This window comes from Mycobacterium szulgai (assembly GCF_002116635.1).
Taxonomy (GTDB): domain Bacteria; phylum Actinomycetota; class Actinomycetes; order Mycobacteriales; family Mycobacteriaceae; genus Mycobacterium; species Mycobacterium szulgai.
The window spans coordinates 113,170-131,019 of sequence record NZ_LQPW01000132.1; the positions used below are offsets into that span (position 1 = coordinate 113,170).

12 protein-coding genes, 1 tRNA gene and 1 pseudogene are annotated in these 17,850 nt (G+C 68.1%); 5 read left to right on the forward strand and 9 right to left on the reverse strand.

Annotated elements, in window-relative coordinates:
• Nucleotides 1–14: 14 nt before the first annotated feature.
• Entirely contained in the window at nt 15–1,544 is a 1,530-nt protein-coding gene (locus tag AWC27_RS18660; RefSeq protein WP_085671861.1) for a sensor histidine kinase, read from the reverse strand.
• 8 nt (nt 1,545–1,552) lie between these two features.
• Nucleotides 1,553–2,326, reverse strand: a complete 774-nt coding sequence (locus tag AWC27_RS18665) for a response regulator transcription factor (RefSeq protein ID WP_083112535.1) — start codon at nt 2,324–2,326, stop codon at nt 1,553–1,555.
• Between the two features lie 309 nt (nt 2,327–2,635).
• Here AWC27_RS18665 and AWC27_RS18670 point away from each other — a divergent pair, with 309 nt between their 5' ends.
• On the forward strand, nt 2,636–3,931 hold the full coding sequence (locus tag AWC27_RS18670) for a PPE family protein (RefSeq protein WP_085671844.1): 1,296 nt from the start codon (nt 2,636–2,638) through the stop codon (nt 3,929–3,931).
• Nucleotides 3,932–4,032: 101 nt separating this feature from the next.
• Here the strand turns inward: AWC27_RS18670 and AWC27_RS18675 are convergent, their stop codons facing one another.
• The 4 genes from AWC27_RS18675 to AWC27_RS18690 form a co-directional block, all read right to left on the reverse strand.
• Entirely contained in the window at nt 4,033–4,317 is a 285-nt protein-coding gene (locus AWC27_RS18675) for a WXG100 family type VII secretion target (protein ID WP_083112432.1), read from the reverse strand.
• A 41-nt stretch (nt 4,318–4,358) separates the two neighbouring features.
• A complete protein-coding gene (locus AWC27_RS18680) occupies nt 4,359–4,655 on the reverse strand; it encodes a WXG100 family type VII secretion target (protein WP_083111339.1) in 297 nt (98 codons plus the stop codon).
• A gap of 143 nt (nt 4,656–4,798) precedes the next feature.
• Entirely contained in the window at nt 4,799–5,983 is a 1,185-nt protein-coding gene (locus AWC27_RS18685; RefSeq protein WP_085671845.1) for a PPE family protein, read from the reverse strand.
• Between the two features lie 57 nt (nt 5,984–6,040).
• Complete coding sequence (locus AWC27_RS18690) at nt 6,041–6,895, reverse strand: PPE family protein, SVP subgroup (protein ID WP_085671846.1); 855 nt, start codon at nt 6,893–6,895, stop codon at nt 6,041–6,043.
• A gap of 359 nt (nt 6,896–7,254) precedes the next feature.
• On the opposite strand from AWC27_RS18690, the gene AWC27_RS18695 reads away from it, so the two are divergent.
• The 4 genes from AWC27_RS18695 to AWC27_RS18710 all read left to right on the forward strand — a co-directional run bounded on the left by AWC27_RS18695 (nt 7,255) and on the right by AWC27_RS18710 (nt 11,744).
• Nucleotides 7,255–7,331 (forward strand) — tRNA-Leu (locus tag AWC27_RS18695).
• 326 nt (nt 7,332–7,657) lie between these two features.
• Nucleotides 7,658–8,911, forward strand: a complete 1,254-nt coding sequence (locus AWC27_RS18700; protein WP_085671847.1) for a cytochrome P450 — start codon at nt 7,658–7,660, stop codon at nt 8,909–8,911.
• Nucleotides 8,904–9,593 (forward strand): TetR/AcrR family transcriptional regulator, encoded by a 690-nt coding sequence (locus tag AWC27_RS18705; protein WP_085671848.1) that lies wholly within the window; start codon nt 8,904–8,906, stop codon nt 9,591–9,593. The genes AWC27_RS18700 and AWC27_RS18705 overlap by 8 nt, the downstream gene beginning before the upstream one ends.
• Nucleotides 9,594–10,076: 483 nt before the next feature.
• A complete protein-coding gene (locus AWC27_RS18710) occupies nt 10,077–11,744 on the forward strand; it encodes a sensor domain-containing diguanylate cyclase (RefSeq protein ID WP_245847257.1) in 1,668 nt (555 codons plus the stop codon).
• 32 nt (nt 11,745–11,776) lie between these two features.
• On the opposite strand, the gene AWC27_RS18715 is transcribed toward AWC27_RS18710, so the two are convergent.
• The 3 genes and pseudogenes from AWC27_RS18715 to AWC27_RS31250 all read right to left on the reverse strand — a co-directional run.
• The gene (locus tag AWC27_RS18715; RefSeq protein ID WP_085671850.1) at nt 11,777–12,121 is read right to left on the reverse strand and encodes a hypothetical protein; all 345 of its coding nucleotides are present in this window, start codon (nt 12,119–12,121) and stop codon (nt 11,777–11,779) included.
• Between the two features lie 277 nt (nt 12,122–12,398).
• Nucleotides 12,399–14,594 carry a PE family protein gene (locus AWC27_RS18720; protein ID WP_085671851.1) on the reverse strand — a complete coding sequence of 732 codons (2,196 nt, stop codon included), beginning with the start codon at nt 14,592–14,594 and terminating at the stop codon, nt 12,399–12,401.
• Nucleotides 14,595–14,653: 59 nt separating this feature from the next.
• Nucleotides 14,654–17,521: pseudogene (locus AWC27_RS31250) on the reverse strand (PE family protein); the annotation flags it as partial.
• Between the last annotated feature and the right edge of the window lie 329 nt (nt 17,522–17,850).

Here is a 17,850-nt window from a genome sequence, read left to right on the forward strand (position 1 = left end):
AGCGGTGACTTTTGCTAGCTGTTATCGGTGATGGGCTCGTCGATCATCGGCAGCCGAACCCGAAAGACGGTGATGCCGCCGGCGGACTCGGCGGTTACCGAACCGCCGTGTGCCTTGACGATGGAATTGACGATGGCCAGGCCCAGTCCGTGGCCGGTCCCATCGGATCGCGACTTGTCGGCGCGGACGAACCGCTCGAACAGCCGGGGCAGCAATTCCGGGTCGATGTCGGGTCCGTCGTCGGTAACCGTCAATTCGGCGTACGGCCCGTTGGGGTCCTGCCGGTGGCAGGTGATTGCCGTCGTAACCGTGACCCCGGGCGGGGTATGCACCCAGGCGTTGGTGAGCAGATTGCTGACCAGCTGGTGCAGCCGCGCGTGGTCGCCGTTGACCCATACCGGCCCGTCGGGCAGGTTCTTGACCCATTGGTGGGTGGTCGCCGCCACGGCCGCATCGTTGACCGCGTTGAGAACGAGGTCGGCCAGGTCGAGGTTTTGGGTTTGCAGATCCTGGCCCTCGCCCAGCCGGGACAGCAGCAACAACTCTTCGACCAGCAGCGCCATTCGCCGGGCTTCCGACTCGATGCGGGCCAGCGCGTATTCGGTGGTGGGCGGCAGGCTCGAACTGTCTTGACGAGTCAGCTCGGCATAGCCCTGGATGGCAGCGAGCGGCGTGCGCAGTTCGTGGCTGGCGTCGGTGAGGAATTGGCGCATTCGCAGGTCGGACTCGACGCGATAGGCCAACGCGCTATCTACGTTGTCCAGCAAGCGATTCAGCGTGTGCCCAACGATCCCGACTTCGGTGGCCGGGTCGGTATCGGCCGGCTGGACCCGCACGCTGATGTGGTGGTCGTCGCCGGCAAGCGGCATCGCGGCGACTTCGGCGGCGGTCGCGGCGACGCGGCGCAGCGGGCGCAGCGCGACTCCCACCACCCACACCGTCAGGCCCGCGGTGATGATCAACGCGGTGGCGACGAGCGCGGTGGTGGTGACCTGTTTTCGGGTGATGATCTGGTCGGCGACGCTCAGCGAAACCCCGACGACCAGGCGTTCGGACCCGGCCGCCCGGCTGTCCACCTGGTAGGAACCCAAGCTGCCGAGGTTTTCCACGCGCGATGGCCTGTCGGTCCAGGACTGGGCCTCGATGGCACGCACGACGTCGGGCGGTGCGGGCCGTGGTTCGTCTTCGGAGAAGACGGCCGAGCCGATCACGACGCCGTCGCGCAGCACCGCGATGAGGTTGCCCGGAGTCTGTCCGGTGAACTCCAGCAGCGCCTGGGCCACCGGGGGATTGCCTGTGTGTATCGAGGTGTGTTCGCCGTTGCGGTATCTGGCATACGAGTGACTGAAGGCGTGCAGGGATTCGGCGACTTCCGCGTCGTTCATCGCGGTGACATAGCCGCGCAGGCTCAGTACCGAGACGGCGCCCACGGCCACCAGCACGACGGTCACCACGGCCAGCACGCCCAGCAGCAACTGCCGGCGTAGCGAGCGGGGGAGCCAGCGGGGAAGCTTCCGCGACGAGGTGTTGCGGTCGCGCGTCATTCCGGTCGTCATTCCGGTGGTCGGAGCATGTATCCAATCCCGCGGACCGTGTGAATCATCGGCTCTCGGTCGGCGTCGATCTTTTTTCTTAAGTAAGAGATATACAGGTCCACAATGCTCGTTCGCCCGGCGAAGTCATAGTTCCAGACGCGGTCGAGAATTTCGGTGCGGCTCAGCGCGCGGCGCGGATTGCGCATCAGGAAGCGCAGCAGTTCGAATTCAGTGGAGGACAGTGACATCTGATCGCCGCCGCGGGTGACCTCCCGGCTGGCCGCGTCGAGTTTGAGGTCGCCGACCTTCAGCGATTCATCGGCGGGCGGGGCCAGGTGGCTGGACCGGCGCAGTAACCCACGCAGCCGCGCGACCAGCTCCTCGAGGCTGAACGGCTTGGTCATGTAGTCGTCGGCGCCCGCGGTCAGGCCGGTTACCCGGTCCATCACCGAATCGCGGGCGGTGAGGAACAGGGTGGGCGTGTACGCGTCCGATTCGCGGACCCGCTGCAGAATCTGCAGCCCATCCACATCGGGAAGCATGATGTCGAGCACCAGGACGTCGGGGCTGACGCGGTCGAACTTGGCTATCGCCTCACGACCGTTGTGGGCGATCTCGACATCCCAGCCCTCGTAGTGCAGGGCCATCTTGACCAGATTGGTCAGCGCCGGCTCGTCGTCGACCAGCAGCACCCGGATGGGCGAGCCGTCAGCACGGTTGATGCGGGGCAGCTGCCCCAGGATGGCCTGACGCGGACGTTGACTGCGCGCGTATCCCGACATTGTGGTCATGTTGCTGTCATTCTTCCAAGCACACATGGGGTCGTCACTGACCTCATAGAAACCTCAAATGTATCGGCGCTACGGGCCTGCGGTAGATCTGGGGCGTATATGTGATTTATATGCGTTTCTTCGGCCCGGTCGACTGGGATACCTGACCCAAAGTGATTTTTGTCGTCGGCAGGGCGCGCTCAGCGGGGGTCCCCTTGGCACAGCGATTGCTCTGGCTGCTGATGAAGTGCCGGCGCTGAAGGTTGCGCGTTTCACGTCGTGTGAGCAGGGACAGCTAACGCAAGTAATAGATACGGGGAGAGATACACGATGGATTTTGGAGGGTTACCGCCAGAAGTCAACTCGGGTCGCATGTATGCGGGTCCGGGGTCCGGGACGATGCTGGTCGCCGCCGCTGGATGGGACGAGCTGGCGGCCGAATTGGCTTCCACTGCAAGTGGTTACGAGGCGGTGGTGTCCGGGGTGACGGCCGAGTCGTGGCTGGGTCCGGTTTCGGTTTCGATGGCGGCCGCGGCCGCGCCCTACCTGGCCTGGATGCGGGCGACCGCCGCCGGGTGTGAGCAGGCGGCCGCCCAGGCCGCCGCGGCCGCCACCGCCTATGAAGCGGCCTTCGCCATGACGGTGCCGCCGCCGGCGATCGCGGCCAACCGTGCCCAACTCGCGGCGTTGGTCGCGACCAACGTCTTCGGGCAGAACACTCCGGCGATCGCTGCCACCGAAGCCCTCTACGGCGAGATGTGGGCGCAGGACGCCGCCGCGATGTACACCTACGCCGACAGCTCTGCCGCGGTCACCAGGCTGACGCCGTTTGCCGCGCCGCCGCAGACCACCAATCCCGGCGGACTGGCGGGTCAGGCGTCGGTGGCCGGCAATACCCTCGCCGCTTCAGCCGGCACTCAGGCGCAGACGGCGGCCATGTCGGCGGTCCCGCAGGCCCTGCAGGGGTTTGCGAGCCCGGCGGCCGCGCTTTCTCCGGCGGCGACGGGACAGGCGGCGACCGTCGCGTCCTCGGGGGCCAGCGCGCCGATCACCGCGCTGTCGAGCTTGACCGGCGCCTCCGGGAAGGGCGCGTTCAAGGGCGTCGGCAACACAGTCGAAGCGCTAGAGGGCGCGGTCACCGGGTTGACCGGCCTGAGTGGGAGCCAGCTGGGACTGGCCGAGGACACGACAGGTCTCGGTATGGACGCCGTCGGCCTGGTCGGCTTGGACGGTGGCGGCGTGGGTCTGGACCTCGCCGGTGTGGGCCTGGACTTCCTGGGCGCCGACGAATTGACCGAAGCCGGAGGGCTGGGTGCGCTGGGAGGCATGGCCGGGTTGCCCGGGCTGGGTGCTCCGGCGGCGTCGGCGAGCGTAGGTCAGGCTGCCGCACTGGGTACCTTGTCGGTGCCGCCGAGCTGGGCCGAGGCGCTGTCGGCCGGATCGGTGACTCCGGTCGGCGCAGTGGGGCTGCCGGCGACCGACGCGGGTGTGGCCCCGGCCGCGGCGAGTAGTACCACCGTCTCCAAGCTGCCGCTGGGAGGCATGGTCGGGCGCGAGGCCGGCGGCGGTGCCGAGCGGTTGGGAGTCCGCCCGACGGTGATCCCGCACTCGCCGATGGCGGGGTGATATCGCGCTAAGGCCGCTACATAGCCGATGCATAAAACGCCGATACACAAAAAGCGTGGCCGCACACCTTTCGGTGTGCGGCCACGCCAATTGCTGTGGGATCAGGCCCAGCTGGAGCCGACGGCGCTGTCTGTTTGCGCCATGTTGCTGCCGGCGGACTGAACCTTCTGGCCGTGAGCGTTGGCCTGCTCGTAGATCACCTGGAAGTTGCGGCCCAACTGGGTGATGAACTCCTGGCAAGCCACCGAACCGGCGCCGCCCCAGAAGTCGCCGGCGGCCAGCACATCGCGAACGATGGCCTGGTGCTCGGCCTCCAGGCTCGCGGCCTGCGCGCGGATCAGTGCGCCGTGGGCGTCGACATCGCCGAACTGGTAGTTGATAGTCATAGTTTTTGTTCTCCTTGGCTGGTAAAAGTGTCGGCTGGAAGTTAGCTGCTGAGGGTCTGCTGAGCGGCCTGCTCTTGCTGCTCGTAGTTGTTCGCGTCGCGAACCAGGCCGTCGCGAACGCCGTGCAGCATGTTCACGATGTTGCGGAAAGCGGTGTTCATCTGGCCCATGGTGTCCAGCGAGGTGGCCTCGGCCAGACCGCTCCAGCCGGCGCCGGAGATGTTCTGCGAGGACGCCCACATCCGGCGGGCCTCGTCTTCGACGGTCTGGGCGTGCATTTCAAAACGGCCGGCCATGTCGCGCATCGCGTGCGGGTCGGTCATAAAGCGTGTGGTCATGCTCGGTATCCCCTTCTTGAAGTCTGTGGTTGCTAAGGGTTTAGCAGTTGTATAGGTACGGCGTTAGCCGTATCGCCGAGACTACGGCGTTTCGATGAAATGCTGGGCTGAATTGAGTGACATGTCCTTTCTTTTTTCTCCCATCACACGACGACCTGTTTGGGCATGACCACCGGCTTGAACCCGTACCGCGGCCCGGCGTATGCACCAGCGCCCTTGGCAGCTGCGGCCATGCCCGGCATTCCGGCCATCCCGGTGACCGCTCCGGCTTCCTCGGGGACGGTCCAGCCGCTGCCGGCCAGCGCTGTACCGACGTTGGCCGCCGCCGGTGCGGCCGACGTCCAGCTTGCCGGTACCGAGAGGCTGCCAACCAGCGACGCCTCGCCGAGGCTGGCGGCCGCCCCAACCGGCGCCACCTCGCTGGCGAGTCCCGCAGCCGCCCCCTCGACGGCGGCCGCACCGGCGGCTTCGGCGGCTTCGGCTCCGCCATAGAGACCGGCAGCAGTGTGGGAGCCCAAGATGGCGTTCGGGATCGCGGCAAAGACGAACCACGACGCGGTGACACCTACCTGCTGGATGCCGTTGAAGATCAGCGGGGTGCCAAGGAAGCCGTCCAGTGCGGTCAGCATGTCCTGCACGCTGGTGGGCAACATGTTCCAGAGACCGGTACCGATGGAGGAGGTGCCGAGGGCCAGGTTGGTCAGTTCGGTTTGCAACCCCGAGACGATGTCGCCAAGGCCCTGGGCGGGAGAGGAGGCCGCGGCCGCGCCGACGGCTGCGGCTTGCAGGCCCGCGCCGGCCGGGTTGGTGGTCTGCGATGCCGGCGTCAGCGGCTGCAGGACCGCGGCGACGGCCGAGGTGGCCTGGTAGGTGTACATCGCGACGGCGTCCTGGACCCACATTTCGGCGTAGTGGGCCTCAGTGGCCATGATCGCCGGCGTGTTGATACCCAGGAAATTCGTGGCCACCAGTGCAGCCAGCGTTGCCCTGTTGGCAGCGATCACCGGCGGGGGAACCGTCGCGGTAAACGCCGCCTCATAGGCGGCCGCCGACGCCGTGGCCTGCATAGCTGCCTGCTCGGCCGCCGTCGACGTGGCGGTCAGCCAGGACACGTATGGCTGGGCTGCGGCGGCTGCTGCTGCCGACCCCGCGCCGGTCCACTGCTCGGTGGTCAGTGCGGTGATGACCGACTCGTACTGGGTGGCCGTGCTGCTCAGCTCGGCGGCCAGGTTGCTCCACGCGGTGGCGGCGGCCATGAGTGGACCGGCGCCCGAACCGGAGTACATAAGCGCGGAGTTCACTTCGGGGGGAAATGCTGCGAAATCCATTTTGTTCCTGTTCTGTTGGCTTAATTGCGCTTAGTGGTTTCTGGTGCTGGCCGGCGTTTAGACGCTCACCGGCTTCGGCATGACGATGGGTTTGATGCCGTAGCGCGGCGCACCGAACCCGGCGCTGTTGCGTGCGGCCGAGGCCATGCCCGGCATGCCGGGGTAGAGCATCCCGGGTGAGGTCGCGGGCGCCGCGGTGGTCCAGCCGGCGCCGGTCAATGCGCCTGGGGTAGTGCTCGACACCAGGGTGGCCGGGCCGGCCCAGCTGGGCGGCACGGACAGCGCGCCGATCGAGGCTGCCTCGCCCACGCCGGCCGCGATCGGCCCCGCTGCCGCTGCGGCCTCCGCCGCGCCCTCCGCGGCGCCTATTGCCGCACCCTCTGCTTCTGCGACCGCGGTCTCTTCGGCAGGCGCGGCCAGCAGACCACCGCCGGTCAGACCGAGCAGGTTCGAAGCCGCGGAGCCCCAGTTGCCGATTTCGTAGCTGGCGAAGTTGGCCGAGTTGCCTGACAAGCTGAACGGCTGGCCGCCGACGCTGGTTACCGGCCCGCCGAGCAGCGTGCTGATGGTGTTGATGAAGTCGGGAACACCACCGGAGCCCGCTGCAGAACTCAATCCTGCTGCAGCGGCATTGGAGGCCTCTGTGGAGGCATAAGTACCGCTGCTCAGCCCCAGGGTTTGCACGAACTGCTCCTGCATCGCCTGTGCCTCGGCGGCGAACTGCTGGTACATAGCGCCGTAAGCGGTGAAGAGGGCGGACTGCATGATCGACACCTGGTCGGCGGCCGCGGGAGCGATGGCGGTAGTCGGCGCTGCAGCGCCTGCGTTCTGCGCCGTGAGGGAACTTCCTATCGCTGCCAGTTGCGTCGCCGCGGCGGCAAGCTCTTCCGGCACTGCTGTCAGGAATGACATTTATTGCTCCTTGTGTGTGAAAACATGCCGACCATTTCTCCCCTGGTCGATCCCCTGGTCGAACCTGTGTGTTTGCGTAACGGCCCCTGTGCGTTGGCGTAACGCTAACCAGCCACGACTCCACAGTCGCCACGGAAAGGCGCAGCGTGACAGACGTTTACGGCGTCTTAACGCTGGCGCGGGCAGTTTTAACAAGCTCTTGGCGGCCGATACGGCTCTGTCATATGTCCCAGTGAGGCGCGACACTCCTTAGAGGCGCGGCGCGCGATCCTAGCCAACTCGTGACCGGTTCGCACGCTAGGTTTTTCGGGGTAGGGGACGTCCTGTCGCCGACGGCGGCGCGCTAGATTTCCCGCCGGGCCCCCATAGCCCAATTGGCAGAGGCAGCGGACTTAAAATCCGCCAAGTGTCGGTTCGAGTCCGACTGGGGGCACCAAGCACACCTGCAGGTGACGCGGTCCTAGGTGGTCACGGTGAGGGATGGAAGCAGGTGCCCAGCTGCGACCCCGCGTCCACACATAGGGTCATGCGCCGCGTTGTGCAGCAACCACCCCATTGACTTCTCGCAGTACATGAAGCTGGTTGCTTGGAGAGCATGCGCGGACGCTGAGGCAAAAAATGTATGATCACTCGGGGTGGATTGCTCCGTTGAGCACTTAATAGCCTGTAGACGTTGACCGCCTTGGGGCAGTGGTCATACGCTCTTGGTATATGTGTCCGTACCAGAGGTCTATCTGGGCTCCAGCGGAAGTGAGACATTCAATGAACGCGCGCAACACCGTCCCCAACGTCTTCGAAGCTGGTCTCCCAACGCTCGATTACAGCCTCACCGCCACTCCGCACGACATCCTTGAGGATGTCCGACAGGCGCAATCGTGCGCGCCCATCGCCATCGGGCCTCTCGGTCCGGAGATCCTTTCCTACGAGATGGCTCGGGACATATTGCGGGACAATAGATTCCGCATGCCGCCCGGTATCACCCTGGCGGCGCAGGGCATCACGTCAGGACCGTTATACGACAAGATGATGAGCAGCCTGCTGGGCCTGGACGGCCCACCGCATGTCCGGTTGCGCAAACTGGTCTCCAAGGCGTTCACTCCCCGCGCGACATCACGTCTCCAAGACACGATCCGCGAGGTGGTGAACGGGCTGATCGACCGTGTGGCGGACGCCGGACGGTGCGATGTCGTGACCGACATCGCGCGTCCCTACCCCACCCCGATCATGTGCGCGCTGATCGGTGCGCCTCGTGAGGATTGGCAGCTGTTCGCGGACTGGACTGAGGAGGTCTTCAAAGCCCTCAACTTTCAGCCGGATGTCAACTTCGATGAAGCTGCGATCATGCGCGCATGGAGTGAACTCGACGCCTACGTCGACGAGATGGTCGCCGCCCGCCGAAACAATCTGACCGATGATCTGCTCTCCGAACTCATCCGCGCCGAGAGCGAAGGCGACCGTCTCAATCTCGACGAACTCCGCATGCTGGTGGCCGGCTTTTTGATGGCGGGAACGGATACGACACGAAACCAACTAGCCGCGTCGGTGCAGGTGCTCTGTGAGCACCCAGATCAATGGGCGAAGCTGCGCGAGCATCCAGAACTTGCCATGCAGGCGGTCGAGGAGAGCATGCGTCACTCACCGGCGGCCTGTATCGTGCCGCGAGCCGCCGTCGAGGATGTCGAGTTCGGTGGCTATGTGTTCCCGTCGGGGACCTTCGTACTCGCGAACACCTTTGCAGCCAACAGAGATCCGGCGATCTACCGCGATGCTGACCGCTTCGACATCGCGCGCAAAGACGTACCCGCAATTCTGACCTTCGGTGGGGGCGCGCACTACTGCCTGGGGGCGAACCTGGCGCGCCGCGAACTGGCCGAAGCCCTGACAGTCCTCACCCGCCGCCTGCCGGCGACCAATCGAGTTGGTCCGGCACCTTGGAAATCCGTGCTGGGAATGACTGGTCCGACAACTCTTCCGATCGAATTCACCAGCGAAAGCCTTGTGACGGCGGATGCGTAGTCGTGGCTGGGCGGGTTTGACGCCGTCATCGGACGAGGAGGCGATTTCGCGAATTCTGACTGCCGTCGATGAAGAGGTCGCAGAGCATGGATCGGGGATTCGCCTTGCCGACGTCGCCCGCAGGCTCGGTGTCACTCGTCAGACGGTGTACCGCTACTTTCCCAATGCGGACGCACTGCTCATCGCCAGCTCAATGCGTGCGGTCAATGGGTTCATCGACCAGTTGGTAGAACACGTCAGCGGACTCAGCGACCCGGTCACTGCGGTTGTCGAATGCGTTTCGTTCGGAGTCGAAAACCTTTCCGGTGATCCGCAGCTGGAGGGCCTATTGACCCGCCGGCATGAGGGAGAACCCGTCACCTCGCTGACCTCTGACACCGCAATCGCGTTCTGCTTGTCGGTTTTTCACCGCCTCGATGTCGATTGGAAGCTCCACAGCCTCGACACCACCGCCCTTGCGCAGCTCGCCGAAATGACCTTACGCACGGTTCAGTCCCTCCTGACCGATCCTGGACAATCGCCGCGCAAAGGACTCGCACTACGCCGATTTGTTGCTCAATGGCTGGGCCCAGCAATCCTCTATCCACGGATTACGTCGTTATCGATCCATGAACAACACGCGTCGCCGGACCGGAATATCGAGACAGAACGACGCACCTCGCTGTCGCAAACTGGTCCCTAAGTCAAGGCTGTACCGGAGACGAACCGGCAACGTTCAAAGTCCCTGTCCTGCAGTCGATATGTGCGGTTTGGCGACACGTTTCGCCTCGTCGCCGGTAGCGACTCGCCCGTTTTTAAAATCCGCACAGTGTCGGTTCGAGTCCGACCGGGGGCATGAATGTTTAGCAGCTAAAGGCCGCATCGATCGAGCGCACGAGCGGTTGTCGGGCCTCGACGATCGCAACTTTGGTTTTCGGTTTGTCGGTCGCCAGCGAAACCACTGGCCGCCCATGTAGACCGTTGCGAAACGTCGGCTGGCAGGTTCGACGAAAAATTAGGACCGCACAGTATCGGTCCGATATTGTCTGCTAGCAACTCCTACCCGGCAAGTTGGGCCACCGAGCAGAAAGTGCCTCGATGAATGCCGACTAGTTCCCGCATCTACCCCGGCGGTACGACCGCTTGGCGAGAACGGGCCCTTCCCGCTGTTGTGCTGGCTGTCGCGATGGCGAACCTGGTGGGATGGTTTCTCGGCGTCGAAAAGCTCGTCAAGATCGTGCCGCCATGGCCTGCGATGACGCCATGGACTGCCCTGCTTTTGGGGCTCCTAGCGGTGGGCATCTTGGTGCAGTCGGGGCGTCCCTCGCGTGTGTTTGTCGCAATCGGGCGCGGCTTCGCCGTTGCTGCGGGCGCAATTGCCGTCGCGATTCTGATCGAGTACTTATCAGGCAAGTCGTTCGGTTTCGACCTGTGGTGGTTCAGAGTATCGGTGGGCCGCACAATGCATACCTCATGGCCGGGCCGCCCCGCCCCGCAGACCGCATTGTCAATCGTGCCGCTGTCGATCGCAGTAACTCTCACGCGGATCGATCGACGGTGGGTTCACATCGTTTGGCCAATGTCCTTATTGGGTGCGGCTGTAGCTCCGTCGATTACATTCGTGGGCTATCTGTTTCAAGCCCTGTCGTTAGTGTTAGCAGCACCGTCTAACGGCGTGGCATTCTCGACAGCGTCGGGTTTGATGCTTTTGGTCACCGCGACCCTGGTCGTTCGTCTCGACCGCAACCCCGTCGCGTGGTTGATGAATCGGCCCGATCGAATGGCGCTGCTCCGGATGATCGCCATCCTGATCAGTCTTCCGATCTTGATCGGGCTGATGCGGCTAATGCTGCTGTGGTTCGGAGTGGACGATCACGCGACTTGGGCACTAGCTATCGTGCTGGGTGGGCTCGCGAGCGGAGTGGGCGTGTTCTATTTCAACCAACGCGAGCAAGCGGCACTCATCGAAAAGGAATTGCTCAGCCGCCAGCGCGCCGAAGCCGATGCCCGCTATCGGATCTTGGCCGAAAACGCCGTGGACGTAATCGTCCGCCTACGCGGACGCGAGATCATTTGGGTTTCCCCCTCGGTCGAGGCAGCGTTCGGCAAGCCACCTCAGAGATGGATCGGCTCCGATCTCATCCTGCACATTCACCCCGAGGACCGAGAGATGGTAGTAGCCACCCTGAATCGCATTTGCCCCAACAAGTCGGTTCAGGCGAGGTTTCGTGTCGGCAATGGTGCCTATCACTGGGTCGAGGGTCACGGGAAGTCGTACAACGACGATCTCAATAGCACCAACGACGTGATCATGGCGTTGCGAATCGCCGATGACCAAGTCGAAGCGGAGCGAAACCTCGAACGCCTGGCCCGATTTGACACTTTGACGGACCTTCCCAACCGGGCGGAAACCATTACCCGTTTCGAGGCCATTGTGAAGTGCTCGCGATCTCCCGGAGAACACCTCGGTGTGCTGTTTTGCGATGCCGACGGCTTCAAGCGCATCAACGACACTTTCGGACACGCCGCGGGTGACGCAGTACTGGCGACTTTGGCAAGCCGAATCGTCGAGTGCGTGCGCGCAGGCGATACGGTCGGACGAATGGGCGGCGATGAGCTGCTGGTATTGCTCCCCGGACTTCACAATGACCATGAACTAACCATGATCGCTGACAAGATCCGCGCCCGCGCCGAAGAACCGATCTCCTTTCGCGACATGACCGTGCAGGCGACGCTCAGTATCGGGGCCACGATTGCAGATCCCGGCGAGCCGATGGATGCCCTAATTGCCCGCGCAGACACGGCGATGTACCAGGCCAAACGGTCCGGCGGAAATTCCATCGCCCAGATGTGACGGCTTTGGCGATGGAGCCCAACCTGCTGAGGTCAGGGTGCGGGCGCGGCCGGGTCGTCGGGCGGAATCGCCCCGTTACAGCCACCGGGTGGAGGCGGCCCCGGAACGGGTTCGTCGCCGCTGACGCAGTCGTAGTAGAACTGGGGGCCGACCACCCAGGTCTTCATCCATTGATGCCAATACGACCCGTCGGGGTACTTCTCGCCGTCGCAAACGGCCAAGTTGCCCCAGCCCCATCGACCGCCCGGGCAGTAGCCCTTCGTCATGTCCGGCTGGTGCGGGTCAGGGGGATCAGCGCTGGCAACCGCGGGAGAAAACACAAACGCCGCGGCACAACCCAATACCGCAGCGCCACGGCGAGCAACTTTGAATTTCATCTCGACTCCCTGAAATGCAGCAGATTACAAGCGGTTACCAGAACTTGTAGTTGAGCCACGGCGATGAGGCTTGGGGCAGGTCAGACCTTCCTGACGACGATCTTATGTCCAGTTCGCTCTGACCAATAGCGGCCATTGACGCATTAGTCGGGAATGTCACAAGGGTCTTTTTCGAATTGCTTGGGACGCGGTGGATTGACCGTGTCAACCCTGGCGCGATACCTGGCGCGAAAGAGGCCGCACGGTGCGGGGTCTGGGTCATGTCGCGACGTCCTGACTAGGCCGGCCCGCCTGCGCCACCAACGCCACCGGCGCTGCCGGCCACTCCTTTACTGGTGCCCGATCTGACAGCAGCACCGCCTGTCCCGCCAGCCTGTCCTGATCCTCCGGTGCCGCTACCGCCCGATCCGCCCTTGCCTCCGGCTCCGCCGCTGCCGCCGTAGTAGCTATCGCTGGGGCTGTCGGCGCCGTGCCCGCCGGTGCCACCTTGGCCGCCGGTACCGCCGGCCCCGTGGGTGCCGATGCCGCCGTCTCCGCCAATGCCACCCGCACCCCCTGGCATCGAGGTGAAGTGGTAGCTGTCGAAAGCGCCTGCACCGCCCACGCCACCCTTGCCGCCGGTGCCGCCGGTGAAACCGCTACCGGCCTTACCGCCCGCGCCGCCCTGGCCGCCACCCGAACCTCCCCAGCCCAGGCCGCCGGTGCCGCCGGTGCCGCCATTGCCGCCGGCCCCGCTAGTCCCGGTGCCGCCGGTTCCGCCTGCGCCGCCCGTGCCGCCACCGCCGACGATGTTGCCTACGGCGCCGGTGGCGCCGTTGCCGCCGCTGCCGCCGCTGCCGCCGTTGGTGCCGGTGCCGCCGCTGCCGCCGGCACCGCCGGCGCCCGCGTAGACCGAACCCTTGCCGCCGTCGCCGCCGGCTCCTCCGGCGCCGCCGTCCGAGCCGTTGAGGCCGGCACCTCCTGTACCGCCGATGCCGCCCGTGCCGCCGTGGGCGGTCGTTGCGGTAGCGAAACCTGTTCCCACGCCTCCCGCACCGCCAGTGCCGCCAGCGCCGGCAGTGCCGCCGCCACTGCCGGTCCCGCCGGTCCCGCCGGCCCCGCCCGTTCCGCCGTTGCCGGAGCCCAGCGGGGTTCCGCCGGTGCCGCCGGCACCACCCGCACCGCCAAAGCCGGTGGGGCTGGTACCGCCGTTGCCGCCGGCGCCACCTGTGCCGCCGCTGGTCGCTCCGCGGCCGCCGTCGCCACCCGTGCCACCGGTGCCGCCCACCGGGGTGTTGCCGACGCTCCCGGCGTCTCCCGGGTGCGATCCGGCGCCGCCGGCGCCGCCCGCGCCACCGCCACCGGAGTTGCCTCCGTTACCACCCTTGCCACCGGCACCCGGGCCGATGGGCGTGTTGTCTGGGCCGGTGGCGCCGTGGCCGCCGGTACCCGCGGTACCACCGCCGCCGCCATCTCCGCCGCTGCCGCCGACGCCTTGACTGGCTCGGTGCCCGCTCGCCTCCATCCCACCTTGGCCGCCGGCACCGCCGGCCCCACCGGTGCCGCCGTTGCCACCGGTTCCACCGGTTCCGCCGTTGGCACCGATTACACCGCTACCGGGTACCACGCCCACGCCGTCGGCGCCCGTCATTCCGGCCCCACCCACACCGCCGTCACCACCAGCACCGCCGCCACCGCCGATGCCACCCTGCCCGCCCAGGAAACCGCCGCGGCCCCCGGCACCCCCGGCGCCACCGGCTCCGCCGGTGCCGCCGTCGCCGCCAGAACTACCGGCGGTCAGGCCCTGGGTGCCGGCGCTGCCCGCCGCGCCAGCGCCACCTGCACCACCGGCTCCGCCGCTGCCGAAGATCCAGGCGTGGCCACCCGCTCCGCCGACAGCGCCCGCCGCGCCAGCAGATATCGCCGCGCCACCAGCACCGCCCGCGCCACCTGCGCCCCACAACCAGCCGCCATTACCGCCGGCCCCGCCGATCGCGCCCGCGCCGCCGGCGCCGCCGAGTCCGCCGTTGCCGATGAGCCCCGCCGCGCCGCCGGCCCCGCCTTTCGCGCCGGCGGCCGTTTGGGAGTATCCGTTGCCGCCGCTGCCGTATAGCAGCCCGCCGGCCCCGCCATCGGGGTGAGCTGCGGAACCGTTCGCGCCGTCGCCGATCAGCGGGCGTCCCAACAACAGCTGGGTGGGGGTATTGATGGCCTGTTCCAGCAGCTGCAGCGGGGAGGCATTGGCCGCCTCGGCGCTCGCATACGCACCACCGGCGCTGGCCAGAAGCTGGACGAATCGTGCCTGATAGGCCGCCGCCTGCTCGCTCAGCTCCTGATATTCACGCGCATAGCTGCCGAAAAACTCGGCCATGGCCGCAGATACCTCGTCGCCAGCCGCCGCCGCTACCTTGGTAATGGGCAGCGCGGTTACCCGGGTAGCGGCCAACTCGGCGGCCGCAGTTGCCAACGCCTCGGGCGCAATCACAAATGACATGGCCGGAAGCTATGGAATGGCTCCTGCAAAAATGTTGAATTTTGACTGAGCGCCAGCGTTTACGGAGGTGAAGGTGTGCCGTTAGTGCCGTCGCCGCCGGGCGTTCCGTCGGTGCCGGCCGGGATGCCGCGGAGACCGGCCGAGCCGCCGCCGGCCCCGTAGCCACCGACCCCGCCGGGTCCGTTGCCGCCGTTTCCGCCGTTGCCGCCGTTGCCGCCGTTGGCGCCGTTGCCACCGGACGGAACGGCACCGCCGTTGCCGCCGTTCCCGCCGACGCCGGCGTTGCCGCCGACGCCGCCGATGCCACCGGTGCCGGCGTTACCGCCGTTGCCGCCGTCGGCGCCGGCTGCGCCGTTGCCCCCGTCGGCGCTGCCCGAAGCACCGCTGCCGCCGTTGGCGCCAGCGGTGCCATGGCCGCCGTTGCCGTTGAGGCCGGTGGCCGAACCGGCGTTGCCGCCGTTGCCCCCGTTCCCGCCTACGTCAGAATCGAATTTCCAAGCGCGGCCACCATTTTGGGACGTGCCGTCGAGGCCGTCGCCAGCGTTGCCGGCTGTGCCGGCGTTACCGCCGTTGCCGCCGTCGCCACCGGTGCCACCGGTGCCGGCGTTGCCGCCGTTGCCGCCGTTGCCGCCGTTGTAGCCGTCGCCGCCGCCGTAACCGGCCGAACTGTTGCCGCCGTGACCGCCGTCGCCGCCGTTGCCGTTGACACCGCCATTGCTGTCGGCGTTGCCGCCGAGGCCGCCGTCGCCGCCGCGACCACCGCCGCCGCCATGGGTGTAACCGCCGGGGGCGCTCTGGCCGGCGTCGCCGGCAGCGCCGCCGGCCCCGCCGTTACCCCCGCTGGCGCCCAGACCGACACCGGCTCCGCCGTTGCCGCCCTGGCCGCCCCAGCCGCCCCAGGCGGCGTAACTTGGACTGTTGGGGTCTTTGCTGCCGGCGCTCAGGATGTCGCCCGCGGTGCCGCCCGCGCCACCTGCGCCGCCGTCACCGCCCGTCGACCCGGCGCCGGTACCGGCGCCGCCGTTGCCGCCTCTGCCGCCCCAACCGCCGTAGCCGGCCTCGAGCTGCGTGGTCGAAGCGCTGCCGGTGACGTCGCTGCCATCGGCGCCCTTGCCGCCGGCGCCGCCCTTGCCGCCGCCGGTTAAGCCGTCGCCGCCATCACCGCCCCAGCCGCCGTCGCCGCCGCCGCCGGAGTAGATGTACTGGCCGCCGGTGCCGGCATTCCCACTGGCACCGCCGTCGCCGCCGTCGCCGCCATTGCCGCCAACGCCGCCGGCTCCGGTGCCGCCTCTGCCGCCAGCACCGCCGGTGCCGCCATAGTCGCCGGCGGTCTGGCCGCTGGCGTTGGTGACGTCCCCGGAGGTGCCGCCGGCACCGCCCGCGCCGCCGTTCCCCGCGTTGCCACCCGCGGCCTGCGCCCCGGTGCCGTTGCCGCCGTTGCCGCCGACGCCGCCACGACCGCCGCGGTCCGCATAGCTGTAGTTCTCGGCGTCAGCAGCGTCGCCGCCCTTACCGCCCACGCCACCGTCGCCACCCGTGCCGCCGCCCGCGGCACCGTCGCCGCCAGCGCCGCCCCATCCGGCATCGCCGCCGCGGCCGCCATTGCTATCGCTGCCCTTGCCGCCGTTGCCGGCGGCCCCGCCGGCTCCGCCCTGGCCCCCGCTGCCGCCGACTCCGGTGCCGGTGCCGCCGTTGCCACCCAGCCCGCCCTGGCCGCCGCGGCCACCTTGGCTTTGTCCGGTGGGGCCGACGTCGCCGCCGTCGCCAGCGGCACCTCCGTCGCCGCCTGCGCCCGCGGCGCCACCTGCCGCATTGGCTCCGGTGCCGTTTCCGCCATTGCCGCCCCAGCCGCCGTAGCCGCCGCCACCGCCGGCGCTGAAGACGGCGGTGGCGGCGGATTTGCCGTCGGCACCGGCGGCGCCGTCGCCACCTTTGCCGCCGGCTCCACCGCCGGCGACACCGTCGCCGCCCGTGCCGCCCATACCGCCGTTGCCGCCGTAGCCGCCGTTGCTCTCACCGCCGGTGCCGCTCTTGCCGGCGGCTCCTCCGCCACCGCCCTGGCCGCCGTCGCCGCCGACGCCCAGGCCGCTGCCGCCGGTGCCACCTTCACCGCCTTGGCCGCCTTGGCCGCCTTGGCTGAAACCGGTGGTGGCGCTGTCGCCGCCGGCACCCCCGGCACCGCCGAGGCCCCCGTCCCCAGCGTGACCACCCGCGGCGCCCGCTCCGGTGCCGCTGCCGCCATCACCGCCTTTGCCGCCCATGCCGCCGCTGCCGCCAATGCTGAAGCTGTGAGTGGCGCCGTCGCCGCCCGAGCCGCCGGCCCCGCCGGTGCCACCGGCGCCGCCTCTACCGCCGCCAGCGAGGCCGTCGCCACCCTTGCCGCCGTCGCCACCGTCGCCGCCGGTGAAGCCGCCTTGGCTGTTTTCGCCGGCGCCGCCCTTGCCGGCGGCCCCGCCGACACCACCGTCGCCGCCGGTCCCGCCTACGCCCGTGAGGCCGGTACCGCCGCCGCCGCCGGCGCCCGCCTTGCCGCCAATACCGCCGGCCGCACCTTGGGCTGGGGCGTCCGTGGTGCCCCCGTCGCCGCCGGCGCCTCCGTCGCCGCCAGTGCCACCCGCACCCCCGGATGGGCCGGTACCGCCGAGCCCGGCGTCACCACCGGCACCGCCGGCACCGCCGGCGCCGGCCACGGCTCCTGTGCCCGCGTCACCACCATCACCGCCGCCGCCGCCGGTGCCGCCCGCACCGCCCTTGCCGGCCACTCCGCCCGTGCCCACGGTGCCGACATCACCGCCGGTGCCGCCCTTGCCGCCAGTCCCACCGGTGCCGCCGGTGCCGCCATCGCCAGGTAGGCCGGTGTTTTCGACACCGCTACCGCCGGCGCCGCCTATCCCTCCGGCGCCGCCCGCACCACCACTGCCCGCGGTGCCGGTGGCGTTACCTGCCTTGCCGCCGTTGCCGCCGAGGCCACCATTGCCGGCGTTGCCGCCGTCGCTGCCGGTTCCCGCGGCGGCGTCGATGCCGGCACCACCCTTGCCGCCGGCGCCACCGGTACCGCCGCTGCCGACGGTTCCGCCGCTGCCGACGGTGCCGGTCAACCCACCGGTGCCGCCCTGGCCTCCGCCACCTCCGTCGCCGCCGGTTACCGAACTGCTGCCACCGATGCCGCCGACCCCGCCGCCGCCGCCGGCCCCACCGCTTCCGGCGGTGCCGCTGGCATTGCCGGCGTTGCCGCCGTTGCCGCCGGTGCCGATGG